Genomic DNA, 14026 nt, shown 5'->3' on the forward strand with positions numbered 1-14026 from the left:
GTACTGCAGGGGGGACCCTGTGGGAGAGTAGGACGCCGCCGAACAAACTTTATAAGGAATGCCCCGTATCGTTTACCGGTACGGGGCATTTCTGCGTTCATCACCGTTCATGACTCATTCAAGTCCCGTTCAGAGCCGAGGTTCTGAGAACCGCTCAGCATCAGGTATGCTCTACCTCGTTGCAGCGCCCCAATAGCTCAGTCGGTAGAGCGTCTCCATGGTAAGGAGAAGGTCTACGGTTCGATTCCGTATTGGGGCTCCGTACAAGAGAAGGCCCCCGCCACACGGCGGGGGCCTTTCTCGTTGCCCAACTGCCTTGAGCCCGACCGGGACTACGGGACTAGTTGTGACGGGGCTCCGGGACACGCATCGCGAGGATCGCCATGTCGTCGGAGGCCGGCTCCGCTGCGAAGCGCTCCACCGCTCGCAGCACGCGCGACGCGACCGCGCCCGCCGTCAGTCCCGTACAGGTCGTCAGAACGTCGGTGAGGCCGTCGTCGCCCAGCATGCGTGAGCCCTCTCGCCGTTCCGTGACGCCGTCGGTGACGCATAGCAGGACATCGCCCGGGTCCAGGGTGAGCGTCTGCTCGTACAGCTCCAGATCCTCTATGACGCCGAGGAGGGGCTGCGGTTCGGCGGCCGGTTCGACCGTGCCGTCCTGGCGCAGGCGCAGCGGGAGCGGATGGCCGGCGCAGACCACCTTGATGATCGCGCTGCCGTCCTCCTGCGGCCACAACTCGCCGTACAGCAGCGTGAGGAAGCGGCTGCGGGCGCCCTCGTCGAGGATCGCCGCGTTCAGCCGTTCCAGGACCGCGGGTCCGCCGAAGCCCTCGCGGGCGAGCAGCCGGAGGGCGTGCCGGGCCAGGCCGGTGACGGCCGCGGCCTCCGGACCCGTACCGCAGACATCGCCGATGGCGAAGCCGTAGGCGCCGTCCCGGATGGGGAACAAGTCGTAGAAGTCGCCGCCGACTTCGTTGCCCTCGCCCGCGGCGCGGTAGATGACATCGACCTCCACGCCCGGGACTTCGGGGAGTCCCGGTGGCAGCAGGCTGCGCTGGAGGGCCTGGCTGATGGCGGTGCGCTCGGAGTAGAGGCGGGCGTTGTCGAGGGCGAGTGCCGCCCTGCGGGAGAGATCCTCGGCGAGTTCGAGGATCTCCTGGCGGAAGTGGTCGTCCGAGGGCTTGCCGAGGGTCAGCATCCCGATGACGCGGTTGCGGGCCACCAGCGGGAGGACAACGGTCTCGCCGCCGACCGCCCCCGCCGTCGCGAAGGTGGTGTCCACTCCCGAGGAGAGCGGGGAGGACGTCCGTCCCAACTCGCGCATGGAGGTGCGCAGTGCGGCCCGGTGGGCGGCTTCTGCGGGGGCGGTCCAGATACGGGCGCCGGGGGTGGGCACGGGATCCGGCGGGTTGATCTTGGAGAGCAGGGCCTTGAGGCCGTCGATGCGTTCCTCGTCCTCGTGGAGTACGTACGAGAGGTACGGGTCGGAGGACTGGTCGGCGATGGTGTAGACGGCGCACCAGGTGGCGAGGGTGGGGACGGTCATCTGCGCCATGAGGGCCAGCGTCTGGTCGCGGTCGAGCGTTCCGGCGAGCAGATCGGACGCTTCGACGAGGAAGGAGAGCGAGCCGCGCCGGAGGCGTTCGAGTTCACCGAGGCGGGCGGACTCGACGGCCAGGGCGATACGGTCCGCGGCGAACTGGAGGCGCAGCGCCTCTTCGTTGGAGTAGCGGCCGGGACCTTCCGCGGCGACGCCCAGGGAGCCGGTGAGCCGGCCCTCCACCTTGAGCGGGACGGTGACGACGGAGCGCATCCCGGTGTCGTTGAGGAGTGGGACGGCGCCGGGGACGGCCGTGAGGTCGTCGTGGACGGCGGGCATCCTGGCGGAGCCGTACCGTCCGGTCCCGGCCTCCACGGGGACGCGTGCGAAGCGCTGGCGGGCGGAGGGGAGGCCGGTGGAGGCCCGTACCTCCAGCTCCGTCTCGTCGTCCGTGGCGAGCAGCAGGAAGGCCGAGTCCCCGTCGAGCATGTCGCGGGCGCGTTCGACCGTGCGCTGGAGGAGTCCGTCGAGATCGTCGGGGGCCGGGGAGCCGATGAAGACCTCGAAGGGGTCCATGGTGCGGTTCTCGGCGCCCGGGTCGCTCGTGGAGTTGCGCAGCGCGGTCTGGATGACGGCGCGCTCGTGGTTGCGTACGAGAAGACAGACGGTGGACGGCTCGCCGTGGGTGTCGCGGACCCGGAGGTGGGAGGCGTAGACGGGGACGACCCGGCCGTCGGCGCTGCGGATCCCGTAGCTGCCCTCCCAGCGGGAGAGCTGGAGCGCTTCGGCGATGCCACTGCCGAGGCCGGGAGTGTGTGGCCAGGCGGCGATGTCGGGCAGGGGTTTGCCGATTACCTGATCGGCCGCGTACCCGAAAATATGTTCTGCATCTTCGTTCCAGCTCACGATGGCGGCGCTGCGGTCGATCTGGATGACGGCGACCCGTACGCGTTCGTCGGTGACGGGCAGCAGGCTGGTCGGGAGGACCGGTCCGGCCAGGCGGGTGCCGACTGGGCGCTCGGGAAGGTCGAGCTGGAACCAGACCTGCTTGTACGTCGGGGTGTATTCGACACCCCAGCGTGAGGCGAGGGCGGCACAGAGCAGCAGACCCCTGCCGTTCTCGCGGTCGGCGTTGGCGAAGGACCGCCGGGTGCCCTGGATGGGGATCTCACGCTCGGGGTAGCGGTCGGCCACCTCGACACGGACGCCGTCCTCCATACGCAGGCAGAGCACATCGGCCGAGGTGCCGGCGTGGATGACGGCATTGGTGACGAGTTCGCTGGTGAGGACGACGGCGTCGTCGACGACATCGGAGTGGCCCCAGCCCTGGAGCGTGTCGCGGACAAAGGCGCGCGCGATCGCCACGGACCGTCCCACAGGGTCGAAGCTGGCCGCCGCCCGCGCGGTGATCACGGAACTCCTCGTACGCGTTTCGACGCCCGGCTCTGCCATGATCGGCCCGCCCCTCCAGGTGCCCGGTGGTAGTACCTTCGCCGCACCGCCCCTGCCGGGCGGACCGGGGCGGTTGGACAGCCGGATGCCAGGTTACTTACCTTCGCAGTCCGAGCGGATGCCGGTCGCCGCTGTTTCCGCCCCGAGAAGGCGGGGACGCTATGCGAAGCTGCCGAACTGTTATGGCCTGGTTCGGCCGTGGTGAAACACTGGGCAGGCTTCCGGAGACAGCCCGGCGGTACGGTCAACCCCTGCGGGAGGGACACGGTGGAGTCTGGCACGGCGTCGCGTGGCGCGAGTACGCGCGCGAAAGGCGGACGGTCCCGGAGCAATGGGACCACCGAGGTGGACACGGCAGAGCTGCAGAGACTGCTGGCCGCGCTGGTGTCCATGCGCGACGGCAACTTCCGCAAACGGCTGACCGTCTCCGGCGACGATGTGATGGCGGAGATCGCCGCCGTCTTCAACGAGGTCGCGGACCGCAATCTCCATCTCACGGGTGAGCTGGCCCGGGTACGGCGCATGGTAGGGCGTGAGGGAAAGCTCACCGAGCGGCTGGAGACGGGGGCCTGCGAGGGTTCCTGGGCCGCCGCCATCGACGCGTCGAACGCGCTGGTGGACGATCTGGCGCGGCCCGTCTCCGAGGTCGGGCGGGTGCTCTCCGCGGTCGCCGAGGGCGATCTGGAGCAGCGGATGGAGCTGCGCTCGTACTCCCCGGACGGTGCTGAGCGGCCGCTGCGGGGCGAGTTCCTGAAGGTGGCCCGTACCGTCAACAATCTGGTCGACCAGCTCTCCGCGTTCACCGACGAGGTGACGCGGGTGGCGCTGGAGGTCGGTACGGAGGGCAAGCTCGGCGGCCAGGCCAAGGTGCGCGGTATGTCCGGATCGTGGAAGGACCTCACGGACTCGGTCAACACGATGGCGTACCGGCTGACCGCTCAGGTACGTGACATTGCTCTCGTTACGACGGCGGTCGCCAAGGGCGATCTGTCGCGCAAGGTCACGGTCCATGTGGCCGGCGAGATGCTTCAGCTCAAGAACACCGTGAACACCATGGTGGACCAGCTCTCGTCGTTCTCCTCGGAGGTCACCCGGGTGGCCCGGGAGGTGGGCACCGAGGGCGAGCTGGGCGGTCAGGCGACCGTGCCCGGGGTGGCCGGGGTCTGGAAGGACCTCACCGACTCGGTCAACACCATGGCGGGCAATCTGACCAGCCAGGTGCGCGGTATCGCGGAGGTCACGACGGCCGTCGCCAATGGCGACCTGTCGCAGAAGGTCACGGTCAGCGCGCGGGGCGAGGTCGCGCAGCTCGCCGAGACGATCAATCAGATGACCGAGACGCTCCGTACGTTCGCGGACGAAGTGACCCGGGTGGCGAGCGAGGTCGGCGCGGAGGGGCTGCTCGGCGGCCAGGCACAGGTGCCGGGCGCCGCCGGGACCTGGAAGGACCTGACGGACTCGGTCAATACGGTCTTCCGCAATCTGACGACTCAGGTGCGGGACATCGCGCAGGTGACGACGGCGGTCGCGAACGGCGATCTGTCACAGAAGGTCACCGTCGATGTCGCAGGCGAGATGCTGGAGCTGAAGAACACCGTCAACACGATGGTGGACCAGCTCCAGTCGTTCGGTTCCGAAGTGACGCGGGTCGCGCGGGAGGTCGGTGTCGAGGGCCGGCTCGGCGGCCAGGCCGGGGTGCCGGGCGCGGCGGGCACCTGGAAGGACCTCACCGACTCGGTGAACACGGCTTTCCGCAACCTGACGGGGCAGGTGCGGGACATCGCGCAGGTGACGACCGCCGTCGCCAACGGAGATCTGACCCAGAAGGTCACGGTCGATGTGGCCGGGGAGATGCTGGAGCTGAAGAACACCGTCAACACGATGGTGGCGCAGCTCTCCTCCTTCGCCGACCAGGTCACCGTGATGGCCAGGGATGTGGGTACGGAGGGCCGGCTCGGCGGTCAAGCGCGGGTTGACGGCGTCAGCGGTACGTGGAAGGAACTCACCGACTCCGTCAACTTCATGGCCGGGAATCTGACCGATCAGGTGCGCCAGATCGCCCAGGTGACCACGGCGGTGGCGCGTGGCGACCTGTCGCAGAAGATCGACGTGGACGCCCGCGGCGAGATCCTCGAACTCAAGAACACCATCAATACGATGGTCGACCAGCTCTCGGCCTTCGCCGACCAGGTGACGAGGGTCGCGCGCGAGGTGGGTACGGACGGCCGGCTCGGTGGTCAGGCGAAGGTGCCGGGTGTGGCCGGCGTCTGGCGGGATCTGACCGATTCCGTCAACGGGATGGCCGGGAACCTCACGGATCAGGTCCGTAACATCGCGGGCGTCGCCACGGCGGTGGCGCGCGGTGACCTGTCGCAGAAGATCGACGTGGACGCCCGCGGCGAGATCCTTGAGCTGAAGAACACCCTCAACACGATGGTGGACCAGCTCTCCAACTTCGCCGAGCAGGTGACCCGGGTGGCCCGCGAAGTGGGCACCGAGGGCATGCTCGGCGGCCAGGCCGAGGTCCAGGGCGTCTCCGGCACCTGGAAGGACCTCACACAGTCCGTCAACTTCATGGCGAACAACCTGACCTCGCAGGTCCGCAATATCGCCGAGGTCACCACGGCGGTCGCCAAGGGCGATCTGTCGAAGAAGATCACCGTCGACGCCAAGGGCGAGATCCTCGACCTGGTCACCACCGTCAACACGATGGTCGATCAGCTTCTGAACTTCGCTGACGAGGTGACGCGAGTCGCCCGCGAGGTGGGTACGGAGGGCATCCTCGGCGGCCAGGCCAGGGTCCGGGGTGTCACCGGCATCTGGAAGGACCTCAGCGACAACGTCAACACCATGGCCAACAATCTGACCAGCCAGGTGCGGAACATCTCGCGGGTCTCGGCCGCGGTCGCCAACGGCGACCTCACCAAGAAGGTCACGGTGGAGGCGCGCGGCGAGGTCGCCGAACTCGCCGACACGGTCAACACGATGGTGACGACACTGTCGTCCTTCGCTGACGAGGTGACACGAGTCGCCCGTGAGGTGGGTACGGAGGGCGAACTGGGCGGCCAGGCCCGGGTGCCGGGCGTGTCGGGTACGTGGAAGGACCTCACCGAGTCCGTGAACTCGATGGCGTCCAACCTGACCGGTCAGGTCCGCCAGATCGCCACCGTCACCACCGCCATCGCGAAGGGCGATCTCACCAAGAAGATCGACATCGACGCGCGCGGTGAGATCCAGGAGCTCAAGAACACCATCAACACCATGGTCGACCAGCTCTCCTCGTTCGCCGAGGAAGTGACCCGGGTGGCCCGTGAGGTGGGTACGGACGGTCAGCTCGGCGGCCAGGCACGGGTGCGGGACGTCGACGGCACCTGGCGCGACCTCACCGAGTCGGTGAACGAGATGGCCGGCAATCTGACCCGCCAGGTGCGGGCGATCGCCGCCGTCGCCACCGCGGTGACCCGCGGCGATCTCAACCTGAAGATCGATGTCGACGCGGCGGGCGAGATCCAGGTCCTCCAGGACAACATCAATACGATGATCGCCAATCTGCGGGACACCACCCTCGCCAATGAGGAGCAGGACTGGCTCAAGGGCAACCTCGCCCGGATCTCCGGTCTGATGCAGGGCCGCCGCGATCTCGACGACGTCGCCTCGCTGATCATGAGCGAGCTGACCCCGGTGGTGTCGGCGCAGCACGGCGCGTTCTTCCTGGCGATGCGGACCGGCGCGGTGCCCCAGGTCGGTACGGACGGCGGCAAGGACGGTTCGTACGAGCTGTGCATGCGCGGCAGTTACGGCTACTCGGCCGGTTCGATGCCGACGGTCTTCCGGCCCGGCGAGACGCTCATCGGCACGGCCGCCCAGGAGAAGCGCACCATCCAGGTCAATGTGCCGCCGGGCTATCTGAAGATCGCGTCCGGGCTCGGGGAGGCGGCGCCGGCCCATGTGATCGTGCTGCCAGTGCTGTTCGAGGGGAAGGTCCTCGGAGTGATCGAGCTGGCCTCGTTCCAGCCGTTCACGCACATCCAGAAGGACTTCCTCAACCAGATCGCCGAGATGATCGCGACGAGCGTCAACACCATCAGCGTCAACTCCAAGACGGAGGTGCTGCTGAAGCAGTCGCAGGAGCTGACCGAGCAGCTCCGTGAGCGCTCGGCGGAGCTGGAGAACCGGCAGAAGGCCCTTCAGGAGTCCAACGCGGAACTGGAGGACAAGGCCGAGCTGCTGGCCCAGCAGAACCGTGACATCGAGGTGAAGAACACCGAGATCGAAGAGGCCAGGCAGGTGCTGGAGGAGCGGGCCGAGCAGCTCGCCGTCTCGATGCGCTACAAGTCGGAGTTCCTGGCGAACATGTCGCACGAGCTGCGCACCCCGCTCAACTCGCTGCTCATCCTCGCCAAACTGCTCGCCGACAATGCCGAATCGAATCTCTCGCCCAAGCAGGTCGAGTTCGCGGAAACGATCCACGGCGCTGGCTCGGATCTGCTCCAGCTCATCAACGACATCCTCGACCTGTCGAAGGTCGAGGCGGGCAAGATGGATGTCAGCCCGACCCGGATCGCGCTGGTGCAGCTCGTCGACTATGTGGAGGCGACCTTCCGGCCGCTCACCGCGGAGAAGGGGCTCGACTTCTCCGTACGGGTGTCGCCGGAGCTGCCCGCGACCCTGCACACCGATGAACAGCGCCTGTTGCAGGTGCTGCGCAATCTGCTCTCCAACGCGGTGAAGTTCACCGACAGCGGCGCGGTGGAGCTGGTGATCCGCCCGGCGGGCGCGGATGTGCCGCACGCCATCAGGGAGCAGCTCCTGGAGGCGGGTTCGCTGCGCGACGCCGACGGCGATCTGATCGCGTTCTCGGTCACCGACACCGGGATCGGTATCGCGGCCAGCAAGATGCGGGTCATCTTCGAGGCGTTCAAGCAGGCGGACGGCACGACCAGCCGCAAGTACGGCGGTACGGGCCTCGGTCTCTCCATCAGCCGCGAGATCGCCCGGCTGCTCGGCGGTGAGATCCACGCGGCGAGCGAGCCGGGGCGCGGCTCGACGTTCACGCTCTATCTGCCGCTCCATCCCAGCGAGCTGCCGCCCCAGGGCTATCCGCAGTTGACGCCCGCGGGGGTGCGGCAGGGGCGCGTGGCCGACGACGGTACGGGTTCGGGCGAGTCGGCGGGCCGGCACGCGGAGGTGTCCTCCATGGCCGGAGAGGAGCCGGGACCCGCAGCGCTGTTCCGGCGCCGCCGCAGGGGCCCCGGTGGCGGGGCGCAGCGCTCAGGTCCGCCCGGACAGGGCACTCAGGCGCCGCCGCGGGGGACCACGGCCGCGCAGGGCCGCCAGGAGTCCAGGACCTCCCGACCGGGCGGTACGGGCCGTCAGGACGCGCTCCGCGAGAGCCGTACGTTCGGCTTCGACGGCGAGAAGGTGCTGATCGTGGACGACGACATCCGCAATGTCTTCGCCCTCACCAGCGTGCTGGAGCAGCACGGACTGTCGGTGCTGTACGCGGAGAACGGCCGCGAGGGCATCGAAGTCCTGGAGCAGCACGACGATGTGACGGTCGTTCTGATGGACATCATGATGCCCGAGATGGACGGGTACGCCACGACGACGGCGATCCGCAGGATGCCGCAGTTCGCCGGGCTGCCGATCATCGCGCTCACCGCGAAGGCGATGAAGGGCGACCGGGAGAAGGCCCTCGAATCGGGTGCTTCCGACTATGTGACCAAGCCGGTCGACCCCGACCATCTCCTGACGGTCATGGAGCAATGGATGCGGGACGCATGACCGGTGGCCGGGAGAAACGTCACAATGTCCTGACGGACCGCGCCCGACGGCGTGTGAGGCGGGCATATTCGGGGAACCTTCTGGTCTCCCGCTACGTTTCTGCTTTGTGCACAGTGACATCACGGTGACAGGGTGTGGCGACAGGCGGGGTGCAGCTACCATGACCGGCACAAGGACGGACGGCGTAAGGGAGTCGTCCCCTGGGGCGGCGCCCGGTGTGACGCGGGGCGCCGTGAGCGGGGGGCGTCCCATGCCGGGGCGAGGAGGACGGGCGGCCATGGTGCAGAAGGCCAAGATCCTCCTGGTCGATGACCGGCCGGAGAATCTGCTGGCGCTGGAGGCCATTCTCTCCGCGCTCGATCAGACGCTGGTGCGGGCATCGTCCGGGGAGGAAGCGCTCAAAGCGCTGCTGACGGACGACTTCGCGGTCATCCTGCTGGATGTCCAGATGCCCGGGATGGATGGCTTCGAGACGGCCGCGCACATCAAGCGCCGTGAGCGGACGCGCGATATCCCGATCATTTTCCTCACGGCCATCAACCACGGTCCGCACCACACCTTCCGGGGATACGCGGCGGGTGCCGTGGACTACATCTCGAAGCCGTTCGACCCCTGGGTGCTGCGCGCCAAGGTCTCGGTCTTCGTCGAGCTGTACATGAAGAACTGCAAACTGAAGGAACAGGCCGAGCTGCTCAGACTCCAGTTGGCAGGAGCGGGCGAGGCCAAGGAACCGGCCGGTCTGCTCGCCGAACTCTCCGCGCGGCTCGCGGCGGTCGAGGAGCAGGCAGAAGCACTCTCCAAGCAGCTCGACGACGATTCGGCGGACGCCTCCGCCGTAGCGACGGCCGCCCATCTCGAACGTAAACTCACCGGTCTGCGGCGGGCGCTGGACGCACTGGAGCCCGGCACCGGAAGCGGTACGCCCACCCTTCCCTCCCAGAGCTGAGGACCGCGGGGAGCTTTCTCGGGGAGCCGAAATCCCTTGCGGGAGTGAAGCGCAGGGGCGGCTCACGGACAGGAACCGCTGAAACGGCGTCAGTTTCCTGCTGACTTGCGGACGACACATACGGGTGAAGCAGTAGGCACACGTGTCGACGGCCGTGCACACCGGTAACCTCACCATCATGGCCTCACGTACGTCCGGCAAGGGTTCCCAGGGCACGGCGGGCGCCGCAAAGCCGCGGGCCGGCCGTACGACCGGCGCCGCGAAGGCGGCACCCGCCAAGAAGAGCGCGGTGCAGAAATCGGCGCCCTCGAAGAAAGCACCGGCAAAGAAGGCGCCCGCGAAGAAGGCCGCCGCCAAGCCGGCACCCAAGCCCGCGCCGTCCCCCACCGGCGGTGTGTACCGGCTGGTGCGGGCCGTATGGCTCGGCATGGCGCATGGCGTCGGCGCGATGTTCCGCGGCATAGGGCGTGGCGCCAAGGGACTCGATCCGGCGCACCGCAAGGACGGGCTGGCGCTGCTGCTGCTCGGCATCGCACTGATCGTCGCGGCCGGGACCTGGTCGAATCTGCGCGGCCCGGTGGGCGATCTGGTCGAGATGCTGATCACCGGAGCCTTCGGCCGGCTCGATCTGCTGGTGCCGGTCCTGCTGGGCGCGATCGCCGTACGGCTGATCCTCTACCCGGAGCGGCCCGAGGCCAACGGGCGGATCGCGATCGGGCTCTCCGCGCTGGTCGTCGGGGTGCTCGGACTGGTGCACATCGCCTGTGGCGCCCCCGGGCGCGACGCGGGCACCGACGCGATGCAGGACGCGGGCGGGCTGATCGGCTGGGCCGCCTCCATGCCACTGATCGTCGCGATGGGCGAGGTCCTCGCCGTACCGCTGCTTCTGCTGCTCACCTTCTTCGGTCTGCTGGTCGTCACCGCCACCCCCGTCAACGCCATTCCGCAGCGGCTGCGGCTGCTCGCCACCAAACTCGGAATCCTCGCACCCGCGAACGCGCCGGAGCGCACGGACGACGAGCGGTATGACGAGGAACGGTACGAGGACGACGACGAGCGGTACGACGACCAGTGGCGCCAAGGGCTGCCCGCCGGCTCGTACCGCCCGTCCGCGAGCCGGAGCGGAACCGGGCCGTACGACCACGACCGGGCCGAGGCCGAGGCGCTCAAGAAGCGGCGCAGACCGCGCCGGGCCTCCGTACAGCCCGCCATGGACCGGCCGATGGACGCGGTGGACGTGGCCGCGGCAGCGGCGGCCGCACTGGACGGCGCTGTCCTCAACGGAATGCCGCCCTCGCCGATCGTCGCGGACCTCACCCAGGGCGTCTCCGTGGACCGGACGCGCACGGGCGAGGGGCTTCCCGGCGAACCCCCGGAGCGCGTCAAGGGCCCGGGAGGGGCGCAGGGGCCGCAGGGCGCCGACGAGGCCACGGGGGAGCGCTCCGTACCCCTGCCGGCCGCCCGTGAGCCCGGGAAGCGGGGAGCGGGCGCCGTCGCCGTCGCGGATCTGACCAAGCCCCCGCCCCCGATCGACAAACCGCTGCCCCCGCGCGCCGAACAGCTCCAGCTCCGCGGGGACATCACCTACGCACTGCCCGCGCTGGACCTGCTGGAGCGAGGCGGGCCGGGCAAGACGCGCAGCGCCGCCAATGACGCCATCGTCGCCTCGCTCACCAATGTGTTCATGGAGTTCAAGGTCGACGCGGCCGTCACCGGCTTCACCCGTGGCCCGACGGTGACCCGGTACGAGGTGGAGCTTGGCCCGGCCGTGAAGGTCGAGCGGATCACCGCGCTGACCAAGAACATCGCGTACGCCGTGGCCAGCCCCGACGTACGGATCATCTCCCCGATCCCCGGCAAGTCCGCCGTCGGTATCGAGATCCCCAACACCGACCGCGAGATGGTCAATCTCGGCGATGTGCTGCGGCTCGCGGACGCCGCCGAGGACGACCATCCGATGCTGGTCGCGCTCGGCAAGGACGTCGAGGGCGGCTATGTGATGGCCAATCTGGCGAAGATGCCGCACATGCTGGTCGCGGGCGCCACCGGCTCCGGCAAGTCGTCCTGCATCAACTGCCTGATCACCTCGGTGATGGTCCGGGCGACCCCCGAGGACGTACGGATGGTCCTCGTCGACCCCAAGCGGGTCGAGCTGACCGCGTACGAAGGCATCCCGCACCTGATCACGCCGATCATCACCAACCCCAAGCGGGCCGCCGAGGCGCTCCAGTGGGTCGTACGGGAGATGGATCTGCGCTACGACGACCTCGCCGCGTACGGCTACCGGCACATCGACGACTTCAACCGGGCCGTGCGCGACGGCAAGGTGAAGACGCCGGAGGGCAGTGAGCGCGAGCTGTCGCCGTACCCGTATCTGCTGGTGATCGTCGACGAGCTGGCCGATCTGATGATGGTCGCTCCGCGTGATGTCGAGGACGCCATCGTCCGTATCACCCAGTTGGCCCGCGCCGCCGGAATCCATCTCGTACTCGCCACGCAGCGGCCCTCGGTCGATGTGGTGACCGGTCTGATCAAGGCGAATGTGCCCTCGCGGCTCGCCTTCGCGACCTCGTCGCTGGCGGACAGCCGGGTCATCCTCGACCAGCCCGGCGCGGAGAAGCTGATCGGCAAGGGCGACGGGCTGTTCCTGCCCATGGGCGCGAACAAGCCGACGCGTATGCAGGGCGCGTTCGTCACCGAGGAAGAAGTCGCGGCGGTCGTCCAGCACTGCAAGGATCAGATGGCGCCGGTCTTCCGCGACGACGTCGTGGTCGGAACGGCCAAGAAGAAGGACATCGACGAGGACATCGGCGACGATCTGGATCTGCTCTGCCAGGCCGTCGAGCTGGTCGTCACCACGCAGTTCGGCTCGACCTCGATGCTCCAGCGGAAGCTGCGCGTCGGCTTCGCCAAGGCGGGCCGGCTGATGGACCTGATGGAGTCGAGGAACATCGTCGGACCCAGCGAGGGGTCCAAGGCACGCGACGTCCTGGTGAAGGCGGACGAAGTCGATGGAGTGCTCGCCGTGATCCGTGGGGAGTCTCAACCGTAGGAAGCGGAACCTCCCAGCGAGTCCGAGCGCGCCTGTACCAGTGCCGGAAGACCGGCCGGATCCGGCCTTGTCGCGACGCGTCCGAGCGAGTCCTGGAAGATCCGGCAGAACCCGAGCGGAATCGAAGGCAACCGTTTCCCTTCGGCAAACGTCAAGTTGGAGGGGAACAGCTCTCTGTCCCCTCGCCACGCCGTCCGGTCATTCCGATGGCGTACAAAGTGCATCCGCCCGGTTGCCCCACCCTTTCGTACCACCCATAGACTGAACGTCCAGCAGGTGGCTACACGCTCGAAAGGCGCCCCCGTGTCCATCGGCAACTCCCCCGACGGCAGTGCCCCCGACGGCAACTCCCCGGAAGACGACCGGAATCCTCCCGACGAAGACCGGATCGCCCCTGAGAACTCCCTTGAGGACGACTGGAATTCACCTGAAGAAGATCAGCCTCTGATCGAAGATGACCGCCCTTCGGTCGGCCAGACCCTTCAGCAAGCACGTACGGCCGCCGGTCTGACCGTCGACGACGTCAGCGGTTCCACGCGTGTGCGTGTCCCCATCGTGCAGGGGATCGAGCAGGACGACTTCTCGCGCTGCGGCGGCGATGTCTACGCCCGTGGCCATATCCGTGTGCTCGCCCGCGCGGTGGGGATCGATCCCGAGCCGCTCGTCGAGCAGTTCGACGCGGAGCACGGCGGGCCGCCGGTCCCCACTCCCGCGGCGCCGATGTTCGAGGCGGAGCGGATCCGGCCGGAGCGGCGCCATGCCAACTGGACGGCGGCGATGGTCGCGGCGATCGTCGCCGTGGTCGGCTTCGCCGGCTTCACGCTGATCGGCGGCGAGGAGGACACCGGCAAGGCCAAGCAGGCCGCCGAGGGCCCCAAGCCGCAGAAGAGCGGCCTCAAGCCCAGCCCCACCAAAACGGTCAACCCCAAGCCCGAGCCGTCGGACAGCGCCATCGCCGCGGCGCCGCTCGACAAGGTCACCGTGCGGCTGTCCGCCATAGACGACAAGAGCTGGATCTCGGCCAAGGCGCACGACGGCAAGCTGCTTTTCGACGGACTTCTGAACAAGGGCGACTCCAAGACCTTCCAGGACGACGAGCAGATCGATCTGATTCTCGGCAACGCCGGGGCGATCGAGCTGTTCGTGAACGGCAAGAAGGTCGAGGACGAGTTCGAGCCGGGACAGGTCGAGCGACTCTCGTACACGCAGGGCGACCCCGAGGCCGGCTGAGCAACCCTGCACGCCAGGGGCG

At 68.3% G+C, this 14026-nt stretch carries 5 protein-coding genes and 1 tRNA gene; 5 read left to right on the forward strand and 1 reads right to left on the reverse strand.

The genetic code is table 11. The features are described from left to right. Positions 1-186: 186 nt before the first annotated feature. A tRNA-Thr gene (locus ACFU9P_RS29045) sits at positions 187-259 on the forward strand. An 81-nt stretch (positions 260-340) separates the two neighbouring features. Here ACFU9P_RS29045 and ACFU9P_RS29050 read toward each other — a convergent pair. Then, complete coding sequence (locus tag ACFU9P_RS29050) at positions 341-2992, reverse strand: SpoIIE family protein phosphatase (protein WP_384086428.1); 2652 nt, start codon at positions 2990-2992, stop codon at positions 341-343. A 345-nt stretch (positions 2993-3337) separates the two neighbouring features. Between ACFU9P_RS29050 and ACFU9P_RS29055 the strand changes: the two genes are divergently transcribed. From ACFU9P_RS29055 to ACFU9P_RS29070, 4 genes are all read left to right on the forward strand, one after another. Continuing rightward, complete coding sequence (locus ACFU9P_RS29055) at positions 3338-8776, forward strand: HAMP domain-containing protein (RefSeq protein ID WP_384086431.1); 5439 nt, start codon at positions 3338-3340, stop codon at positions 8774-8776. Positions 8777-9053: 277 nt separating this feature from the next. Next, positions 9054-9722 (forward strand): two-component system response regulator, encoded by a 669-nt coding sequence (locus ACFU9P_RS29060; RefSeq protein WP_046497340.1) that lies wholly within the window; start codon positions 9054-9056, stop codon positions 9720-9722. 178 nt (positions 9723-9900) lie between these two features. Continuing rightward, positions 9901-12774 carry a DNA translocase FtsK gene (locus ACFU9P_RS29065; RefSeq protein WP_384086434.1) on the forward strand — a complete coding sequence of 958 codons (2874 nt, stop codon included), beginning with the start codon at positions 9901-9903 and terminating at the stop codon, positions 12772-12774. Between the two features lie 444 nt (positions 12775-13218). Further along, positions 13219-14004 carry a helix-turn-helix domain-containing protein gene (locus ACFU9P_RS29070; protein ID WP_376385499.1) on the forward strand — a complete coding sequence of 262 codons (786 nt, stop codon included), beginning with the start codon at positions 13219-13221 and terminating at the stop codon, positions 14002-14004. Positions 14005-14026 lie beyond the last annotated feature (22 nt).

It is taken from the genome of Streptomyces sp. NPDC057617, assembly GCF_042800555.1.
Lineage (GTDB): Bacteria > Actinomycetota > Actinomycetes > Streptomycetales > Streptomycetaceae > Streptomyces.

What these genes read in the sequence shown, in the direction of transcription:
- ACFU9P_RS29060 (WP_046497340.1), top strand. Translation starts at nt 9,054, where the DNA reads ATGGTGCAGAAGGCCAAGATCCTCCTGGTCGATGACCGGCCGGAGAAT.
- ACFU9P_RS29065 (WP_384086434.1), top strand. Translation starts at nt 9,901, where the DNA reads ATGGCCTCACGTACGTCCGGCAAGGGTTCCCAGGGCACGGCGGGCGCC.
- ACFU9P_RS29050 (WP_384086428.1), bottom strand. Translation starts at nt 2,992, where the DNA reads ATGGCAGAGCCGGGCGTCGAAACGCGTACGAGGAGTTCCGTGATCACC.